Source organism: Agathobaculum sp. TL06, assembly GCF_054658635.1.
The window spans coordinates 122,223-139,924 of record NZ_BAAGGY010000001.1 but is presented as its reverse complement, the minus strand read 5'-3'; the positions used below and the strand labels follow the sequence as shown (position 1 = coordinate 139,924).

Sequence of the window (17,702 nt, the reverse complement as noted above, 5' to 3'; positions counted from 1 at the left end):
AAGTCTCTTCAATCACTATTTGGAGGTAATATACATGGCTGATAAAGTCTGCTGCCCCGGCCCGATCTGCGGCAATGGTAATAATAACGTTGCCGGCGGTATCCGTGAGGCGGTTTGTGTTCACACCAGTAAAGTTTATGATTCCTGCCGCAGCAAGGAATGCCTGCGCGATATTCGGGTATATCTGTGCCGCGATGCGCAGGAGCTGCTCAATTCCGGCGGCATCGTATCGGTGAAGCCGCGCTCCGCGGAGCTGCTTTGCGTCAAGATCGATGTGGAGAAGGTGCAGTTCAACCGTGGGTTCTACACGATTGATATTCGCTTCTTCTACAAGATCGAGTGCGAAGTGAGCTGTCTGGTCGGACGCCCCCGCATCATCGATGGTCTGTCCGTCTTTGACAAGCGTGTCGTCCTGTTCGGCGGCGAGGGCGGCGCACGCATTTTCTCGTCCCGCTTTGTAGAGGATGGCATGGATGTCCAGCTCTGTCCGGACAGCAACAAGCCGACCGCGGTGGTGGAGGTTGTTGACCCGATTCTGCTGGATGCCCGCGTCGTAGCGCCGGAGGTTTCCTGCAACTGCTGCTGCTGCGCATTGAATGAAGTGCCGCGCGCGATCGGCACCTGCTTCCAGGGCGACGATCTCGTTCTGGGTACCGATGGCTACCAGCTGTTCATTACGCTGGGTCAGTTCTCGATCATTCGTCTGGAACGCGATATCCAGCTGCTGATGCCGGCTTACGACATCTGCCTGCCGCGCCGCGACTGCTCGAACAGCGGTGCTGGTGAAGCGCAGGACCCGTGTGCGATCTTTGCGAACTTTGAGTTCCCGATCGATGAATTCTTCCCGCCCAAGCAGGAGTTTTCGGACTGCATGACCGGCAATGTCGGCGGCGGCAACGCTTGCGGAAGCTGCGGCTGCGGGAATAAGAATTCCTCTAAGTGCTGCAACTGAATAAAATGGAAAAACCTGCTGGGATTCTCCCAGCAGGTTTTTTTCATATGCTGCGGCGCACATGCATATAATTCGGTAACGACAGAATGAAAAGAGGCGGGAATACCTTATGGATGAGGAACGCAGTTTCATATATACGCTGATATTGGGTGTCTGCATGCTGTTGTGCCTGCTGATGATCGGCAGGATGCTGCTTGGTCACCCAGCCGCTCAAATAGGGGCGGAGGAGCCGGAACATTCCGCTCCGGCGCCGCAGACAGAAGAAGAGGAGGATCTCCAGATGAAAATGCAGCTCAGCGAGGATGACCTGTGTACGCTGATCGTGCAGGCGCTTCCGTTTTCACCGGACGGCATCACTACAAAAATCAGCAAGGATGGAACCGTGTCCCTGGGGGCGTCCGTGCAGAAGCAAAGCCTGGTGGACAGCGGGCTTGCGACAGGGGGGATGAGAACGGCGGTACTGTTCCTGCCAGACCCTTGCAAGGTGTATAGCGTTTGGAATATATCGGCGGAATCAGGCAGTATAAAGCTGGACTGCGCCACGATGGAAATTGCCGGTATTGTTTTACCGGAGGAAACCGCAGCAAAGATATCCGAGCAAATAGCGGACAGCCTGAACCGTCAGCTTATGACATGGGGGATAGAACCGAAAGCAATCCGTTTTGCGGATGGAGCCATTTCCCTGGAGGCATAGAAAAAGCCTTTCGCTGTATACAGCGAAAGGCTTTTGATCAATCGAAAATCACTCGTCCGCCGCCCTGGAAACGGGACGCATAGCTGCCGGAGAGAGATTCATACTTTACCACATCGCCTGTGTGGGGGGAGTGGATAAACGTATCGTCTCCCACATAGATGCCGACATGGCTGATGGAAGAAGCGCTGCTCCCAAAGAACACCAGATCGCCGGGCAGCAGCTCCTCGCGGGAAACATGCGTTGTGGCGTTAAACTGGGACTGCGCCACCCGGGGGATGGACCCTACCGTATTGTTAAATACATAGGAGGTAAAGCCGGAGCAGTCAAAACCGCTGGGGGAGCTTCCGCCGTAAACATAGGGCGTCCCGAGGAACTGGGCTGCGTATTCCAGAACCTCCGCCCGCGCTTCGCTTGTTCCGGTATAGGAAACAACGTTGGAAGCTGGGGTGACCGGAGCCTTGTTCTCTGCCGGAGCCGGCGTCTGCACCGCGGCAAATGTTATGTAATCCGGATGGACGTATCCGTTTTTGCCATTACAGGACACCTTATACCATCCCTGGTACACGCCGGTCACAGAAACGGCGGTGCTGTTGGACAGGGAGGCAAGAACCGTGGAAGAGGTGTTGGGCTGTTCGCGGAGATTGACGGTCGTATCGCAGACGATATGGCCGGTCCCTAAATTAAAGTCGCTGGTCAGCGTACCGGTCAGGTATTCGCCGCTGACATAACCCTCGCGGCCGTTTACAACGACCTTGAACCAACTGTTGCTGTTGTTGACCACGGCCAGCACCGTATCCTGCGGCAGGGTTGCGATAATGTTTCCCTCAGGGGCCTCACGGAGATACAGGGCGTCCGCCTTGACCTTTGCGGGATACAACGCGAAAGCATTCGGCAGAAGCATCGAAGCCGCTAAAGCGGCCGAGACAGCGATCCGAATCAATTTTTTTGGTGAATTCATGGATAAGCTCCTTCGTTTTACCATGCTTCGGCTTTTACTTGCTGTTGAGCGCACGTCCGAGCCAGATCGAGGCGATATCCATCGCCGCCCACAGGCTGTCTTTTTCGGTTTTTTTGACAATACGCTCTTTCATGCGGACATTGGGGTTTGTCTGCTGGAGCTGTACGGAAACGCGCTTTGCGACAGGGAGCCCTTTGACCTCGCCGGCATCCAGGATCTGCATCATAATGATGTGAGAATCGCTCATGGAACCGTAGTAAATGATATTCTCCTTGCGCATCAGCGGATGGCCTTTATATTCCAGAAGATCGTTCTTCTTGGCGGTGGTAGGCATAGATATGCACTCCTTAATAGTTACAAAGTGATTACAGTCTCAGGTTACATTACGGAAACAGTATACCATGTATGCCTGGATTTGTCAAATTAAATTTAAGTTTCCTTGGAAAAGCGATTGATTTTATGCTATAATACAGAGAAAATATACCAATTTATCCGGTAGGAGTGCTGCATGAAATTTGCTTTTTTTACGTTGGGCTGCAAAGTGAATCTGTTTGAGACGCAAGCGTTACAGCAACTTGCACAAGCGCGCGGGCATGAAATTGTGGAAAATGATGCCGATGCTGTCATTATTAACACCTGCACGGTCACCTCGGTATCGGACCATAAAAACATCCGCGCTTTTCATAAGCTGCGCAAGGAAAATCCGCATGCCGTGATTGCCGCGTGCGGCTGTTTTGCGCAGATCGATCCGGAGCGCATCCGAAAAACGGAGGAGGTCGATATCATATGCGGCACGCGCGATCGAGCCGCAGTGATCGGCCTGTGTGAAAACGCGGTTCTCCATTTGCCGCTGGCAGAGGAGGAGCGGGACGGACAGGGCTGCTTTGAATATCTGCCTGCCGGCGTGCCGGATGGGCGCACACGGGCCTTGCTGAAGATCGAAGACGGCTGCGACAACTTCTGCGCCTACTGTATTATTCCCTATGCCCGCGGCAGGGTGCGCTCCATGGCGCCGGAGCAGGCGCTGCAGGAAGCCGCCCGCCTTTTGCGGGAGGGCGTGCATGAAATCGTCCTGACGGGGATCGAGATCGCCTCTTACGGCCGCGACCTGGTTCCACCGGTGTCCCTGACCGATCTGCTGTGCCGCCTGCTGGCAGCCAATCCCGCAATGCGTTTCCGTCTGGGCTCTCTCGACCCACGCATTGTTGACAGGGAGTTTTGCGAGCGGTCAGCAGGCTTTTCCAACCTTGCACGCCATTTTCACCTGTCCCTGCAAAGCGGGTGCGACAGTGTGCTGCAGCGTATGGGAAGGAAATACACAACGGAAATGTATTATGAAAAAGTACAACTGCTGAAAAAATATTTTCCGGACTGCTCGGTAACGACCGACCTGATCGTTGGTTTTCCCGGGGAGACCGAAGAGGAGTTCGCACAAACGCTTGCGTTTTTGGAAAAATGCGCGTTTTCCGCAGTACATGTGTTCCCGTTTTCGGTCCGTGAAAAGACGCGCGCCGCCCGAATGGACGGGCAGCTGCCGAAAGCAGTGAAGGCGGAACGGGCCGCGCGTGCTAAAAAGGCCGCGGCCGCGCTCACAGAGAAATACCTTGGACGGTTTGTGGGGAAAACGCTGGAGGCCCTGCCGGAACACTGCGTGGACGGACGCTGGATGTCGCATGGGCAATATGGCTTTCCGATCTATATAGAAGGGGAAGGGATTTCCAAGAATACGCCGGTAGCCGTAGAGGTGCGGGGTCTGTTTCGGGACGGACTACTGGGAAAAATTTCTGACGCCGTGTAACCAACGCGCTACTTCCTCCATAGTATGAAGTGAAATCTTTGATAGGAGGAAATAACTTATGTGTTCTTCTAATTCTCTTTGGGGCGAAAACAACTGGTGGTGGATCATTATCGTGGTCATCCTGATCTGGATCTGCTGCTGCCAGAACAACAATGGATACAGCGATATGAACAACTGCGGAAACAACTGCGGTTGCTGCTGCTGAACCTGCCACGACATATAAGGGAATAGGGCCTGCGCGGCGCCGTTTTATGAAACGGCGCCGTTTGCCTGTTTTGGGGAGTGAAAAATTTTTTGATAAAAATTGAAAAATCCTCTTGCCAAAACGGGAAAATTGGGGTAATATAAATAAGCGCTGTTCGTGAGGACAGCAAAATGAGGATTTTTTCTTTGGAGGAATACCGATTATGACCGCAGGCGAATTTCGTAATGGCGTTACTTTTGAAATGGACGGTCAGGTGCAGCAGGTTATCGAGTTCCAGCATGTAAAGCCGGGCAAGGGTGCTGCTTTTGTTCGCGTCAAGATGAAGAACGTGATCACCGGCGCTGTCACCGAGCGTTCTTTCAATCCGACTGATAAATATGAAACCGCATATGTAGAGCGCCGCGATATGCAGTATCTCTACAACGAGGGCGACCTTTACTACTTCATGGACAACGAAACCTACGAGCAGATCCCGATTGGCAAGGACACGCTCGGTGACGATTTCCGTTTTGTCAAGGAAAACGAAAACGTCAAGGTTTGCTCCTATAAGGGCAGTGTGTTTGCGGTAGAAGCCCCGCTCTTTGTTGAGCTGGAGATCACCGAGACCGATCCGGGCTTCAAGGGCAATACGGCGACCAACACGCTCAAGCCCGCAGTGGTTGAGACCGGCGCTACGGTTCAGGTTCCGCTGTTCATCGAACAGGGCGAGCGCATCAAGATCGATACCCGTACGGGCGAGTATCTCGAGCGCTGCAAGAACTGATTGCACAAGCGGATACGGACGGTATGCTTACCGTCCTTTCCATGGACATTTAGCTCAGCTGGAAGAGCATCCGCTTGACGTGCGGAAGGTCGGCGGTTCGAACCCGTCAATGTCCACCATAAAAGCCGTTTCTGACGAAACGGCTTTTCTTTGTAAATGGGATAAAAGGAAGCGCGGCACGCCGCGCTTCCTTTTTATGTTGTTTTGGTATCGCTTTTTTTCAGCCACAGCAGGCTGGCAACAAGACCCAGAAGCAGGTAAAAGCACGAACTGATAAGGAATGCCGCCGCACTGCAGTCCATTGGCTCGATCGGATGGTGGGAACACATCCCGAGACTGAGCAGAGAGAAAGGAAAGTACACGCCGAAGCCCTTGACCAGCGCGGGCAACCCGCAAAATCCACCAAGGATGCCCGCGGCAACGGGAACAGCAAACGACCGGATGACCAGCGCAACGCAAAGCAGCAGCGCCGCCTGCACCGTGAGCGCCCACCAGCCGCGGAATACCCAGTAGACCAGCGCAAATGGAACAGGATCGGTCAGCCCCGCAAGCTTACCGCTGATTACGAATAGCATGCCGATGAAAAGTTGCGTGAGCAGCGTCAAAAAGGATACGACGGAAAGCTTGGAAACCAGCATGACGCTGACAGGGATCGGCTGGGTCATCACGGTGTTCCAGTTGCGGTTCAGATGTTCCAGACGGCAGACATAAGCGCAGTAGACGCCGGTCAGGGCAGGAGCGAACAGCGTACAGTAAAACAGGGCGTGCTGTGTCCAGAGCGAATACCACTGGTCCGTGAGCAGGCCCAGGTTATTCAAATAATTCGCCGTCCCCAATCCTGCGGACACGATGGGGAGAATGATAAGCGCGAGCCAGATAAACGAGCGATGCAGCTTGCGAAATTCTGCATAGATTGCGCGTAACAGCATAGTTTAGACCTCCTTCCGGATAAAAAGCACACGGCCAACCCCATAAATCACCAGAAAATATGCGATCAGGCAAAGAAAGCCGCTGAGATTGAAGTCGATGAAGTAATAATCTGAGATACGGGTCGACGCGTCCCATGCCATGCCGGTGTTATACAGGAGCGCGTAATACGCCCATATGAAAGCCTTTTGAAAGCTGGGCGGGAAAAACAGGGAGAACAGTCCGATAAACGAGCCGATCAGTCCGACAATCATGCCGATCATCTGATTTTGTATCTGCAGGGACAGGACAAGCTGTAAGAGCAGGATCGCCAGGGTTGTGACCCAACTGGAGAAAAAATATTCCGCCAGCTTTGTCACCGGCGGGCTTCCGGCAAAACCGCTGCAGATGCCGAACAGCAGGACAACCGCCATTTGCACGGCGAGAAAACCGGTCATGTATGCGGCGCCGCAGATCAGCTTCGCGTCGAACAGCGAACCGGTTGGCTGCACGGTTTCAAGTAGCTTGAGGGTTTGCCCCTTATGCTCAATATCAGCCAGACGGGAGGCGACCACGGCCGCGATTACAGGCGTCATCATGGCGTTGAGCATGGGGAAATTATACAGGATCATCGCCCAGCCCTGCTGCAGCTCCCGCTCCGACAGCGCGCGGAGGCTGTACAGCCCCCAGGCGAGCTGCGCCGCCAGCATAACCAGCAGGGGGAGCCATAACCGGCGACGCCTGCATTTGAAAAACTCCATTTTGAGCGCTTTCATAAGCTTGCCGCCCCCTCCGTCAGTTCCAGGAAAATATCCTCCAGGTTTTTGCGGCGTTCTTCAATACGGAGCACGCCAATCCCGTTGTCAGTCAGCAGGGCGACGCAGTGCGCGACTTTTTCGTTTTCCAGCGGCGGCAGGATAAGCTCGTCGGCATCCAGGTCATTGACCACGCCGTCATGGGTCAGGATCGCCTGCGCCAGCGGGTTGTTGAGCGTGCGAAGCGCCAGATGATGCTCGCTTTTCTCGTGGAGACGGTCGATCGTATTTTGGTAGACCAGTGCGCCATCCGCGATTACGCCCACATGGGTCGCCATCTGATCGATTTCGCTGAGCAGGTGGCTGGACACCAGCACGGTCATGCCAAAGCGGCGCGGCAGATCGCAGATCAATTCACGCATTTCCTGAATCCCCGCAGGGTCCAGACCGTTGGTTGGCTCGTCGAGTATCAGCAGGCGGGGATGCGCAAGCAGTGCGGCGGCCAATCCAAGCCGCTGCTTCATACCGAGGGAGTAATGCGCGACCTGCTTGTCCTTTTGGCTGGTCAGACGCACGATTTCGAGCGCCTCGCGGATATTCTGTTCCGGAACCTTCCGCAGCGTCTGCAGGATCTTCAGATTTTCCTCGCCGGTCAAATGGCCGTAATAGGAAGGGGATTCGATCAGGGAACCGATATCCTTTAAAATATCCAGGCGGTTTTTCGCATTCATCCGTTTGCCGAATACGTCTATTTCGCCGCCGGTAGGATGCGCCAGGCCGAGGATCATTTTCAGGGTGGTGGACTTTCCGGCGCCGTTGGGGCCGAGAAAACCGTAAATCGCGCCCTCTGGCACCTGCATGTGCAGGTCCTTGACGCGCAGCGTACCGCCATAGCTCTTGCAAAGCCCTTTTGTTTCAACCAGATTTTGCGTCATAGGGAAACACTCCATTTCTCTTTTTGTTATAGTGCAATAATACAATGAGAAGATTACAATAGGATGAAGCCTACCTTACAATTACCTTACTTTTTTGCAAACAGATTGAAATTTGTGTTATCATAGCTGGGGTGATGCAATATGCGGGATATTTATAGCTGTAAAATATTAATTGTGGATGACGAGGCGGCGCTCTGCAATATGATAAAGGAGATTTTGATGCAGGCAGGCTTCCTCGCGGTATATACCGCGCAAAGCTGTACAGAGGCGCGGCGGGCGGCGAGTGATATCAGGCCGGAGGCGATCCTGCTGGATGTGATGCTGCCGGATGGCGATGGCTTTTCACTGCTGCAGGAGCTGCGGCGGGAAAGAGATATCCCCATTCTGTTCCTTTCCGCACGCGATGCGGATGCGGACCGCCTGCACGGACTCGGTTTAGGGGCGGATGATTATATCGCCAAGCCTTTTCTTCCGCAGGAGCTGGTGCTGCGGCTGACCGCGGTGCTCCGGCGTTCCTATGCCGCGAATCTGCAAAATGCGGGGGAGCGTCTATCGCTGGGGGAAACGGTTGTGGATTGGGGCAGCGGGCTGGTGCTTCGTGACGCGAGCTCCACGCCGCTGACCGCAAAGGAATACGCACTGCTGCGCAAGCTCGCGGATAATCGGGGCAATATCGTTACCATAGACGCGCTGTGCCGCGCCGTGTGGGACGAGGAAAACTTTGGCTACGAAAATACGCTTATGGTGCATATCCGCCGGCTGCGGGAAAAAATTGAAGAGAATCCCTCCAAGCCGCGCTGGCTGCTGACGGTGCGCGGCCTTGGGTACAAGCTCGCACGGGAGGATACGCAATGAAGGGGCTTGGCAGGATACTCGGACGGTATGTGGGCGCGGCAATCGGCGTGGGGCTGTTTTTGCTGATCCTGAATCTGGGTGTGATGCTGGGCTTCATTTTGCATTGTTCGGATGAGAAACCCAGACCGGAGGACCGCGTCGGGGTCATCGCTGACGGGATTGAGCGCCAGCCGGACGGACGCTTTGCTGTTTCCGCAGAAGCGCGTCGGGCAATGGAGGAGCGTTATGCCTGGGCAATGCAGCTTGACGACAGCGGCGCTGTTGTCTGGAGCGACCGCATGCCGGAAAACCTGCCCCGACAGTATACGGCGGGAGAGATCGCCTCCTTTTCCCGCTGGTACCTGGAGGATTATCCGGTTTATGTATGGTCGGATGCGGATGGATTGCTGGTGCTCGCCAGCGAGCCGGGCAGCGAGTGGAAATACCTGATGCGGGCCTCCGCCTATACGATCGAGCAATTGTCAGTATGGGCGCCCGGCGTACTGGCGCTGAACCTGCTGGTCGCGCTGGCGCTTGCGCTGCTGCTTGGTTGGCGCATGTACCGCGCCGCCGCGCCGCTTGCGGAGGGCATCGGCGCGCTGGCAAAGGGGGAGGGGACGCGGCTTGCTGAACGCGGTGTGCTGGGGCAGCTTTCCGCCGACTTGAATCGGGTCTCCCGTCAGCTTTCCACGCAGCGGACAATGCTGCAGAAGCGCGACCGGACACGCACCGAGTGGATCGCAGGCGTTTCGCACGATATCCGCACCCCGTTGTCCCTGGTGCAGGGGAATGCGGCGCAGTTGGAAAGCAGCGGAGCGCTGCCCGAGGAGGCGCGGCACAAAGCGCGCATCATCCGTGAACAGAGCCAGCGGATCGGCCGCCTGGTGAGCGATCTGAATCTGGCCTCCAAGCTGGAATACGAGCTGCAGCCGCTGCACCAGGGAAGTTTTCGACCAGCGGCGATGCTGCGCGCAGCGGCGGCCGAACTGCTCAATACGCTGGCAGACGATCGGGTATCGCTGGAGGTGGATATCCCATCCGAGGCCGGCGCCTTGACGGTGACAGGAGACGAAGCGCTGCTCCGGCGTGCAGTGGATAATTTATTGCGCAACAGCGTCCTTCACAACACCGGAAGCGTGCATATCAAGCTGTCCCTTTCCGTTTCTCCGCAGTCCTGGTCGGTCTCGGTTGCCGATAACGGTGCCGGCCTTCCGCGGGCGGTACTGGCGCAGATGCGGCGCCCCGCCGGGGAGCAGCTGCCGCAGCACGGCCTTGGCATCGTGCTGGTGCGCCAGATCACCCGCGCACACGGAGGCAGGGCGCGGTTTGCCAATACCCAGCCGGGGCTGCTGGCGACGCTCAGCTTCCCACGGGAAAGGCAACCTGAACCATGACAAAAACCGTCAAATTCAGCCGGTTGTTTTTGTGGAATATTTTTGACCGTGCGCCTCTTTTCATACCATATATGGTATGCTATAATTATTCCCACTACCAAATAACACAAGTGAGGAAAAATGATGGTACGCGTTATCAAAAAGGATCACACCAAAGAGGCGTTCAATATACAAAAGGTTGTCGTTGCCGTTAATAAATCGGCAAACCGTGTGCTGTATACCTTCACGGAGGATGAGCTTAAAGCGATCTGCGGCCATGTGGAAGGATATATCCGAGATCACGGCATGACAGAGGTGCAGATTTGGCAGATGCACAATATTGTGGAAGCTGCGCTGGAGGCCGTGCGTCCGGAAGTCGCTAAAAGCTACCGCGATTACCGCAACTACAAGCAGGACTTTGTCGGCATGCTGGACAGTGTGTACCAGAAGAGCCAGTCCATCATGTATATCGGGGACAAGGAGAATTCCAATACGGATTCTGCGCTGGTTTCCACCAAGCGCAGCCTGATTTTCAACCAGCTCAATAAGGAGCTGTACCAGAAGTTTTTCATGAATACGGAGGAGCTGCAGGCCTGCCGAGACGGTTATATTTATATTCACGATATGTCCGCGCGCCGCGATACGATGAACTGCTGCCTGTTTGACGTAGAGCATGTACTCAAAGGCGGCTTTGAAATGGGCAACCTGTGGTATAACGAGCCGAAAACGCTCAACGTGGCGTTCGACGTGATCGGGGACATCGTGCTGTCCGCTGCCAGTCAGCAATATGGCGGCTTTACCGTACCCTCGGTCGATCTTCTGCTGGAACCGTACGCGGAACGCAGCTACAAACTGCTGACTGAAAAATACAGCCGCCTGGGGCTGGATGCGGATGCAGTCGAAAAAGAGGTCATGGCGGATATCCTGAACGATTTTGAACAGGGGTTCCAGGGCTGGGAGTACAAATTCAACACCGTGGCCTCCAGCCGCGGCGACTATCCGTTCATTACGATGACCATGGGTACCGGCACGGGCCGGTTTGCCAAGCTCGCCTCGATCACAATGCTGCATGTCCGCCGGAAAGGGCAGGGGAAAAAGGGGCAGAAAAAGCCGGTGCTGTTCCCCAAAATCGTTTTCCTTTACGACGAGGAGCTGCACGGCCCCGGCAAACCGCTGGAGGATGTGTTTGAGGCGGGGATATTATGCTCCTCCAAGGCCATGTATCCGGACTGGCTCTCGCTTTCGGGAGAAGGGTATGTTCCCAGCATGTATCAAAAATACGGCGCAATCGTCAGCCCGATGGGATGCCGCGCCTTCCTGTCCCCGTGGTATGAACGCGGCGGTATGAAGCCGGCGGATGAAGAGGACAAGCCGGTATTCATCGGCCGTTGGAATATCGGCGCGGTATCGCTGCATCTGCCGATGATTTACGCCAGGGCGCAGCAGGAGAATCGTCCGTTCCACGAGGTGCTGGACTACTATCTCGACCTGATCCGTAAGCTGCATATCCGCACCTATGCGTACCTGGGGGAGATGCGCGCCTCCACCAACCCGCTGGCGTACTGCGAGGGCGGCTTTTACGGCGGCCATCTCAAGCCGTCGGACAAGATCAAGCCCATCATGAAAACCGCGACCGCCTCGTTCGGCATCACCGCGCTCAATGAGCTGCAGGAGCTGTATAACGGAAAATCCCTGGTGGAGGACGGCGCTTTTGCGCTCGAAACCCTGGAATACATCAACCGGCGGGTCAACCAGTTCAAAGAGGAGGACGGCAACCTCTATGCGATTTACGGAACGCCCGCCGAAAGCCTTTGCGGACTTCAGGTAGAGCAATTCCGGAAAAAGTATGGTATAATCGAAGGGGTGTCCGACCGGCCTTATGTATCCAACAGCTTCCACTGCCATGTGACCGAAGAACTGACCCCGATCGAAAAGCAGGACTTGGAGGGACGCTTCTGGAACCTGTGCAACGGCGGCAAGATCCAGTATGTAAAATACCCGATCGATTATAATTTGGAGGCTATCCGCGCACTGGTCCGCCGCGCGATGCGTCTGGGATATTATGAAGGCGTCAACCTGTCCCTGTCCTACTGCGACGACTGCGGACACGAGGAGCTGGCGATGGATGTATGCCCCAAATGCGGCAGCCGCAACCTGACCAAGATCGACCGTATGAACGGATATCTTTCCTATTCGCGCGTCAAGGGCGACACCCGTCTGAACGACGCAAAAATGGCGGAGATCGCGGAAAGGAAAAGCATGTAATGCGCTACCACAACATCACGAAGGACGATATGCTCAATGGAGAGGGCCTGCGCGTCGTGCTGTGGGTCGCGGGCTGCGGCCATGCATGCCCCGGCTGCCATAATCCGGTGACGTGGGACGCGCAGGGCGGCATCCCGTTCGATCAGGCGGCAAAGACCGAGCTGTTTGCCGAGCTGGAAAAGGATTATGTTTCGGGCGTCACTTTTTCGGGCGGCGATCCGCTTTTTCCGGTGAACCGCGATACGGTGGGGGCGCTGTGCCGCGAGATCCGGCGGCGGTTTCCGAAAAAAACCATCTGGCTGTATACGGGCTATCAGTGGGAGGAAATCGAGAACCTGCCGTTTTTGGACGCGGTAGATGTTGTCGTGGACGGACGCTTTGTGCAGGAGCGGGCGGAGCCGCAGCTCCATTGGCGGGGAAGCGCCAACCAGCGGCTGATCGATGTACGGCGGTCGCTGACGCAGCGTGCTCCCGTTTTGCTGAAAGAAAATACATAGAGAGGAAGAGCGAGCAGATATGCAGAAAATCGCGAAATTTCACAAGGTATCGGAGAAACAATTTATCGATGACTGGTGCGCAGAAACCGGCTGTTCGGTATCCGAGGCAAGAATGGTCTACCAGAAAATCCGCCTGCCGCGCCGCGCGACCGTAGGCTCCGCGGGGTATGATTTCTTTGCGCCCGAAGCCTTTTCGCTCGTGCCGCATGAAACCATCAAAATCCCCACCGGTATCCGTGCGGAAATCGCGGAAGGCTGGGTCCTGCAGATCTATCCCCGTTCGGGCCTGGGGTTCAAATACCGCCTGCAGATGGATAATACGGTGGGAATCATTGACAGCGATTACTTCACGGCAAAAAATGAAGGACATATCTTTATCAAAATGACCAATTCCAACCGGCAGGGGAAGACGCTTTCCATCGCGGGGGGAGAAGGGTTCGCACAAGGGATTTTCCTGCCTTTCGGCATAACCGAAGACGATGACGCGGACGGGGAACGCACCGGAGGCTTCGGCAGCACAACAAAATAACAGGGGGGACCGCCGGCTGGCGGTCCCTTTTTTGTCACCATCTCCGGATACGCTGCTTATACTGATGACAGGAGCGTGATGTGCAATGTTCTGCCGTGGGCAAGCGATCGGTTTGGCGTTGATCAGTTTGGGACTTGGCCTGCTTGTCGGCAGCATATGTCCGTCCGGCCTGCTGCTGTGGCTGCTGGCGCTCGCATTGATTGCGGCAGGCGTGTTTTTGTTTCAATGCTGATAACTGGGAGGTGCAGGCATGAAAGTGGTAATTTGGAAAAGCCCGAAATATCTGCGCGGTATTCTTTGCAAGCTGTTCCATATTACATGAGGGAAAAGCAGAGGCAGAAAAGCCTCTGCTTTTTTCATATTCCGCAAAAAGGGAACATATCGTTAAACAGGAGCAGCAGTGAAACAAAGGAGGCAGCATCAATGGAACTGAATCAAACAAGCATCTGCTACTATGACAAAAGGCTTGCAGGGATTTCCTCCTGCACCGAGTCTTCCGACTCGATCGTTCCGGATACCTTTCCGGACATCGGAAGGGTCATTTGCGCGTATGGAACGGCAGCGGTCAAGGACCGCACACCGCAGAACGGACGTCTGCTGATTTCCGGTGCCGTGCAGACCACCATATTGTACCAGCCGGAAAACACGGAGGGGCTGCGCAGGCTGTCCGTTCCCATCAGCTTTGCCCATATAGAGGAGTGTGACGGGCTGGATGCGGATGCCGTCTGTTATGTGTCGTGCCGTGTCGCGGCGGTGGACGCAGTGCCGGTCAACAGCCGGAAGCTGAACGTCAGCGCTCAGCTCTGCTTTGAGGTGGAATGCTACTGCAAGGCTGACTGCCAGGTCACAGAGGGCGTTGAGCTGCCGCAGATACAGATGCTGCGCACGCCCCATACGGTTACCGTTGTACAGCAGGCGCATAGCTGCCCGATTACGATTTTGGAAGACGTGACGCTGCAGGATGCGAACGATCTGCAGCTCCTGCATACAGCCTGCACGCTGAAAAGCACGGAATGCCGCGCGATGCGTGGGAAAGTTGTGCTGAAGGGCGAGGCGGTCCTGCAATGCCTTGCGCTGCAGGAGGATGATGCGGTTCGCGTGCTTTCAAACAGCACGCCGTTTACGCAGATATTGGAGATCCCAGATCTGGAAGAGGGCGATCCGGTATCGGTCCGTTTGGCGGCGCACGAGGTCGACTGCCGTTTGGAGCCGGATGGGCTGCTTTCGTATACGATATCGGCGGAGGCCGCTTTCACGGTGCGCGGCACTAAAAGCATCCAGCAGATCGACGACATGTATATCCCGGGGAAAACGCTGCAAATCCAGGAGGAAAAGGCGACGCTCCATTCTATGCCGCCGCTGACGCCGTTTGCCGCGGAGGTGAATGAAACACTGCAAACCGCGCAGCATGTGTCCCATATCATCCACGCCGGCGCTGTCTGCTGCGGAGCGAAGAGAAATACCGCGGCCAATACGCTGCAGCTCACGGCGGCGGTGCAGGTTTTATATCTGAACGATGAACAGCAGCTTTGTGCGCTGCAGCGCACGCTGCCCTTGACGGCCTCCTGTACCGCTATGGGCGAGCTGTCCCAGATCGAACTGAATGCCCGTGCCGCAGCGGCAGGCGAAACCGGCCTGCTTCTGTCCGTGGCGGTATCCGGTATGGCAGCGCTGGAGGAGCGCTGCGTGTTCCGCAATATCACCGCATTGGAGGAAAGTGAAGCCCCCAAAAACAACGATGGCGTTACATTGGTGCTGCGTTACATCGATCAGGAGCAGGCGCTTTGGGAAGTAGCCAAAAGCTGCGGCACGACCATGGAAGCCATCCGGCGGGCAAATGATTTACCGCCGGATGCGGTCAGCGCGTCGAAAACCATGCTCCTGATTCCGATACAGGCTTGAAAGGCAGGGATATTATGGAAAATCAAATTTACAACCAAATCAGCGCCCGTACCGGCGGCGATATTTATATCGGCGTGGTCGGACCGGTCCGCACCGGCAAATCGACGCTGATTAAGCGCTTTATGGAAACCATGGTCCTGCCGGGCATGGATAACGTCTATAAACGCGAACGCGCGCGCGATGAACTGCCGCAATCGGGTACCGGACGGACGATCATGACCGCGGAACCGAAATTCGTTCCGGAGGAGGCGGCGGAGATCGCCCTTCCGGACGGCGGCTCCTGTCGGGTTCGCTTGGTGGACTGTGTTGGTTATCTGGTCGACGGCGCGCTGGGCAGCATGGAGGACGACGCGCCGCGCATGGTATCCACGCCGTGGCGGGAGGAACCGATGACGCTGGCCGAGGCGGCCGAGGTCGGCACGCATAAGGTGATCGGTGAGCATTCGACAATCGGCCTTGTCGTTACGACCGACGGGAGCTTCACAGAGATACCGCGGGAAAGCTATGAGCCGGCTGAGCGGCGGGTGATCGAAGAGCTGACCCAGATGGGCAAGCCGTTTGTCGTTCTGGTGAATTCCGCCGACCCGCGTGGGGAAACCGCGCAGACAGTCTGCAGTACGCTCAGGGAGCGGTACCAGGTTGAACCGGTCGCGGTCAACTGCATGGAACTGGACGACAAGGGGATCGCGGATATCCTGCAGCAGGTGCTGTATGAATTTCCGGTGAAAGAGATCGGATTTGTTCTGCCGAGATATATCGGCGCCCTGCCTGACGGACACCCCGTACAGTCCAGCGTTTACCGCTCCATCCGTTCCTCAGCACGCACAGGGCAGAAGATGCGCGATGTCCGCGCCATGTGCGGGGCGATTGCAGAAAATGACTATATCGGAAGGGTGGATATCGACCAGCTTGCACTGGGTACCGGCGCGGCGCGCCTTAAGGTGGATATTCCGGAGAGCGTGTTCTACAGTATCGTTGGAGAGCAGACCGGTATTCATATCGGGGATGCGGCCGACCTGATTTCCGTACTCGATGATTTCTCCAAGGTCAAGCAGCAGTATGAGCGCCTGCGCGGTGCGCTGGATCAGGTATATCAGACCGGCTATGGAATTGTCATGCCGTCGGTTGACGAGCTTTCCCTGGAGGCGCCGGAGATCGTCCGGCAGGGAGGGCGGTACGGCGTCCGTCTGCGTGCGTCCGCCCCCTCGATCCATCTGATGCGCGCCAATATCAAAGCCGAGGTCAACCCAATCGTAGGAACGGAGAAACAGTCCGAAGAATTGGTGCATTATCTGCTCAGCGAGTTTGAAGAGCAGCCAGAAAAAATCTGGGACACCAATATTTTCGGGAAATCCCTCAACGAGCTGGTGCGGGAGGAATTGTCGCATAAGCTCAGCCGCATGCCGGATGATGCACGCGGGAAAATACGGGAAACGCTGGAAAAAATCATCAACGAAAGCGCCGGCGGTCTGATCTGCATTATCCTGTAAATCATGTTGGAAAAAGCGCGCCCTCTTCTGAGGGCGCGTTTTTTCTGTCAACCCCTTATCCCATTTACAAAGAAAAGCCGTTTCGTCAGAAACGGCTTTTATGGTGGACATTGACGAGTTCGATCCGCCGACCTTCCGCACGTCAAGCGGATGCTCTTCCAGCTGAGCTAAATGTCCGTGGAACAGACGGTAAGCATACCGTCCGTTTATAAGGCAGGGCGGAAGCCTTGCCAATCGCTATATATTGTGTTATGATAAATCTGTATGAATATCGACACCTTGGAGGGAGTTTGTTGGACAAGCATGTTTTTGTCATCAATGGCAGCGGAGGCGTTGGGAAAGACACTGTCTGCGCGGCGGCGGCCCGATTCTGGAAAGCGGAAAACATCTCGTCGATCACTCCGATCCTGGATGTCGCGTATGCGGCCGGATGGGACGGACGGAAAACGCCGGAAGCGCGCCGCTTCCTGTCCCGCTTAAAAGAGGTATGCACGGAATTCAACGACCTGCCATTCTCCTATTGTATGGAACGGTACCGCCGCTTCCTGCAGGGAGACGCCCAAATCCTGTTTGTCCATATTCGGGAGCCGGAGGAAATCGACCGGTTCCGGTCGGCTGTCGGAGAAAGTTGCTCCGCAATTCTGGTGCGGCGGCCCGCTTTGGAGCAGGCGCGCGGCGCTTTGGGAAACCGTTCGGATGACGGCGTGCTGGAATATGCCTACGATGGTGTTTTCCAGAATGACGGCGACCTGGACGGCCTGCCCGAAAAGGTGCATGATTTTTTCCGCGCCTTTTTCGGGGTATGAGCGCGCATTTTTATTACAGTTTGGTTGAATCGGTTGACAA

General features: G+C 55.7%; 19 protein-coding genes and 2 tRNA genes. 15 read left to right on the top strand and 6 right to left on the bottom strand.

Annotation, left to right across the window (positions count from 1 at the left end; all coding sequences use genetic code 11):
• The first annotated feature begins 34 nt into the window (after window positions 1–34).
• Entirely contained in the window at window positions 35–952 is a 918-nt protein-coding gene (locus ACYQ3S_RS00655) for a hypothetical protein (protein ID WP_459686851.1), read from the top strand.
• A gap of 109 nt (window positions 953–1,061) precedes the next feature.
• On the top strand, window positions 1,062–1,646 hold the full coding sequence (locus ACYQ3S_RS00650) for a hypothetical protein (protein WP_459686850.1): 585 nt from the start codon (window positions 1,062–1,064) through the stop codon (window positions 1,644–1,646).
• Window positions 1,647–1,683: 37 nt separating this feature from the next.
• On the opposite strand, the gene ACYQ3S_RS00645 is transcribed toward ACYQ3S_RS00650, so the two are convergent.
• Together ACYQ3S_RS00645 and ACYQ3S_RS00640 are read right to left on the bottom strand one after the other, a co-directional pair.
• Entirely contained in the window at window positions 1,684–2,604 is a 921-nt protein-coding gene (locus tag ACYQ3S_RS00645) for a C40 family peptidase (protein WP_459686849.1), read from the bottom strand.
• 34 nt (window positions 2,605–2,638) lie between these two features.
• A complete protein-coding gene (locus ACYQ3S_RS00640) occupies window positions 2,639–2,938 on the bottom strand; it encodes a hypothetical protein (RefSeq protein WP_054325982.1) in 300 nt (99 codons plus the stop codon).
• A 174-nt stretch (window positions 2,939–3,112) separates the two neighbouring features.
• Between ACYQ3S_RS00640 and mtaB the strand changes: the two genes are divergently transcribed.
• The 4 genes from mtaB (at window position 3,113) to ACYQ3S_RS00620 (ending at window position 5,489) form a co-directional block, all read left to right on the top strand.
• A complete protein-coding gene (gene mtaB / locus ACYQ3S_RS00635; protein WP_459686848.1) occupies window positions 3,113–4,402 on the top strand; it encodes a tRNA (N(6)-L-threonylcarbamoyladenosine(37)-C(2))-methylthiotransferase MtaB in 1,290 nt (429 codons plus the stop codon).
• Window positions 4,403–4,460: 58 nt separating this feature from the next.
• Window positions 4,461–4,607 carry a hypothetical protein gene (locus tag ACYQ3S_RS00630; protein ID WP_162838358.1) on the top strand — a complete coding sequence of 49 codons (147 nt, stop codon included), beginning with the start codon at window positions 4,461–4,463 and terminating at the stop codon, window positions 4,605–4,607.
• A 199-nt stretch (window positions 4,608–4,806) separates the two neighbouring features.
• Window positions 4,807–5,370, top strand: coding sequence for an elongation factor P (efp, locus tag ACYQ3S_RS00625; RefSeq protein ID WP_054325979.1), 564 nt, complete (start codon window positions 4,807–4,809; stop codon window positions 5,368–5,370).
• Window positions 5,371–5,413: 43 nt separating this feature from the next.
• Window positions 5,414–5,489, top strand: a tRNA-Val gene (locus ACYQ3S_RS00620).
• Between the two features lie 75 nt (window positions 5,490–5,564).
• Here ACYQ3S_RS00620 and ACYQ3S_RS00615 read toward each other — a convergent pair.
• Genes ACYQ3S_RS00615 through ACYQ3S_RS00605 form a run of 3 tightly spaced genes read right to left on the bottom strand, consistent with a single transcriptional unit; the run spans window position 5,565 to window position 7,966 of the window.
• Window positions 5,565–6,299 carry an ABC transporter permease gene (locus ACYQ3S_RS00615; protein ID WP_459686847.1) on the bottom strand — a complete coding sequence of 245 codons (735 nt, stop codon included), beginning with the start codon at window positions 6,297–6,299 and terminating at the stop codon, window positions 5,565–5,567.
• Window positions 6,300–6,302: 3 nt separating this feature from the next.
• Window positions 6,303–7,052 carry an ABC transporter permease gene (locus ACYQ3S_RS00610; RefSeq protein WP_459686846.1) on the bottom strand — a complete coding sequence of 250 codons (750 nt, stop codon included), beginning with the start codon at window positions 7,050–7,052 and terminating at the stop codon, window positions 6,303–6,305.
• Complete coding sequence (locus ACYQ3S_RS00605) at window positions 7,049–7,966, bottom strand: ATP-binding cassette domain-containing protein (RefSeq protein WP_459686845.1); 918 nt, start codon at window positions 7,964–7,966, stop codon at window positions 7,049–7,051. Before ACYQ3S_RS00605 ends, ACYQ3S_RS00610 begins: the two co-directional genes overlap by 4 nt.
• Window positions 7,967–8,107: 141 nt before the next feature.
• Here ACYQ3S_RS00605 and ACYQ3S_RS00600 point away from each other — a divergent pair, with 141 nt between their 5' ends.
• From ACYQ3S_RS00600 to spoIVA, 8 genes are all read left to right on the top strand, one after another.
• Window positions 8,108–8,821: a response regulator transcription factor gene (locus ACYQ3S_RS00600; protein ID WP_459686844.1), complete on the top strand. Its 714-nt coding sequence runs from the start codon at window positions 8,108–8,110 to the stop codon at window positions 8,819–8,821.
• Entirely contained in the window at window positions 8,818–10,194 is a 1,377-nt protein-coding gene (locus ACYQ3S_RS00595) for a sensor histidine kinase (RefSeq protein WP_459686843.1), read from the top strand. The genes ACYQ3S_RS00600 and ACYQ3S_RS00595 overlap by 4 nt, the downstream gene beginning before the upstream one ends.
• A gap of 120 nt (window positions 10,195–10,314) precedes the next feature.
• Complete coding sequence (gene nrdD, locus ACYQ3S_RS00590; protein WP_459686842.1) at window positions 10,315–12,438, top strand: anaerobic ribonucleoside-triphosphate reductase; 2,124 nt, start codon at window positions 10,315–10,317, stop codon at window positions 12,436–12,438.
• Window positions 12,438–12,935: an anaerobic ribonucleoside-triphosphate reductase activating protein gene (nrdG, locus tag ACYQ3S_RS00585; RefSeq protein WP_459686841.1), complete on the top strand. Its 498-nt coding sequence runs from the start codon at window positions 12,438–12,440 to the stop codon at window positions 12,933–12,935. Before nrdD ends, nrdG begins: the two co-directional genes overlap by 1 nt.
• A gap of 19 nt (window positions 12,936–12,954) precedes the next feature.
• Entirely contained in the window at window positions 12,955–13,464 is a 510-nt protein-coding gene (locus ACYQ3S_RS00580; protein WP_459686840.1) for a dCTP deaminase/dUTPase family protein, read from the top strand.
• An 85-nt stretch (window positions 13,465–13,549) separates the two neighbouring features.
• Window positions 13,550–13,696 carry a hypothetical protein gene (locus ACYQ3S_RS00575; protein ID WP_162838357.1) on the top strand — a complete coding sequence of 49 codons (147 nt, stop codon included), beginning with the start codon at window positions 13,550–13,552 and terminating at the stop codon, window positions 13,694–13,696.
• Between the two features lie 191 nt (window positions 13,697–13,887).
• Complete coding sequence (locus ACYQ3S_RS00570; protein WP_459686839.1) at window positions 13,888–15,366, top strand: DUF3794 domain-containing protein; 1,479 nt, start codon at window positions 13,888–13,890, stop codon at window positions 15,364–15,366.
• Between the two features lie 14 nt (window positions 15,367–15,380).
• Window positions 15,381–16,856 (top strand): stage IV sporulation protein A, encoded by a 1,476-nt coding sequence (gene spoIVA, locus ACYQ3S_RS00565; RefSeq protein WP_459686838.1) that lies wholly within the window; start codon window positions 15,381–15,383, stop codon window positions 16,854–16,856.
• Window positions 16,857–16,957: 101 nt separating this feature from the next.
• Here the strand turns inward: spoIVA and ACYQ3S_RS00560 are convergent.
• Window positions 16,958–17,033, bottom strand: a tRNA-Val gene (locus ACYQ3S_RS00560).
• A gap of 116 nt (window positions 17,034–17,149) precedes the next feature.
• On the opposite strand from ACYQ3S_RS00560, the gene ACYQ3S_RS00555 reads away from it, so the two are divergent.
• Entirely contained in the window at window positions 17,150–17,662 is a 513-nt protein-coding gene (locus tag ACYQ3S_RS00555; RefSeq protein WP_459686837.1) for a hypothetical protein, read from the top strand.
• The last annotated feature ends 40 nt before the right edge of the window (window positions 17,663–17,702 follow it).

Bases quoted from the DNA above. Each gene is read 5' to 3' on its own strand.
- nrdD (WP_459686842.1), top strand. From the start codon at position 10,315: ATGATGGTACGCGTTATCAAAAAGGATCACACCAAAGAGGCGTTCAAT.
- spoIVA (WP_459686838.1), top strand. From the start codon at position 15,381: ATGGAAAATCAAATTTACAACCAAATCAGCGCCCGTACCGGCGGCGAT.
- ACYQ3S_RS00595 (WP_459686843.1), top strand. From the start codon at position 8,818: ATGAAGGGGCTTGGCAGGATACTCGGACGGTATGTGGGCGCGGCAATC.
- ACYQ3S_RS00580 (WP_459686840.1), top strand. From the start codon at position 12,955: ATGCAGAAAATCGCGAAATTTCACAAGGTATCGGAGAAACAATTTATC.
- ACYQ3S_RS00610 (WP_459686846.1), bottom strand. From the start codon at position 7,052: ATGAAAGCGCTCAAAATGGAGTTTTTCAAATGCAGGCGTCGCCGGTTA.
- ACYQ3S_RS00630 (WP_162838358.1), top strand. From the start codon at position 4,461: ATGTGTTCTTCTAATTCTCTTTGGGGCGAAAACAACTGGTGGTGGATC.
- ACYQ3S_RS00575 (WP_162838357.1), top strand. From the start codon at position 13,550: ATGTTCTGCCGTGGGCAAGCGATCGGTTTGGCGTTGATCAGTTTGGGA.
- nrdG (WP_459686841.1), top strand. From the start codon at position 12,438: ATGCGCTACCACAACATCACGAAGGACGATATGCTCAATGGAGAGGGC.
- ACYQ3S_RS00600 (WP_459686844.1), top strand. From the start codon at position 8,108: ATGCGGGATATTTATAGCTGTAAAATATTAATTGTGGATGACGAGGCG.
- mtaB (WP_459686848.1), top strand. From the start codon at position 3,113: ATGAAATTTGCTTTTTTTACGTTGGGCTGCAAAGTGAATCTGTTTGAG.
- ACYQ3S_RS00605 (WP_459686845.1), bottom strand. From the start codon at position 7,966: ATGACGCAAAATCTGGTTGAAACAAAAGGGCTTTGCAAGAGCTATGGC.
- ACYQ3S_RS00645 (WP_459686849.1), bottom strand. From the start codon at position 2,604: ATGAATTCACCAAAAAAATTGATTCGGATCGCTGTCTCGGCCGCTTTA.
- ACYQ3S_RS00655 (WP_459686851.1), top strand. From the start codon at position 35: ATGGCTGATAAAGTCTGCTGCCCCGGCCCGATCTGCGGCAATGGTAAT.
- ACYQ3S_RS00615 (WP_459686847.1), bottom strand. From the start codon at position 6,299: ATGCTGTTACGCGCAATCTATGCAGAATTTCGCAAGCTGCATCGCTCG.
- ACYQ3S_RS00570 (WP_459686839.1), top strand. From the start codon at position 13,888: ATGGAACTGAATCAAACAAGCATCTGCTACTATGACAAAAGGCTTGCA.
- ACYQ3S_RS00640 (WP_054325982.1), bottom strand. From the start codon at position 2,938: ATGCCTACCACCGCCAAGAAGAACGATCTTCTGGAATATAAAGGCCAT.
- ACYQ3S_RS00650 (WP_459686850.1), top strand. From the start codon at position 1,062: ATGGATGAGGAACGCAGTTTCATATATACGCTGATATTGGGTGTCTGC.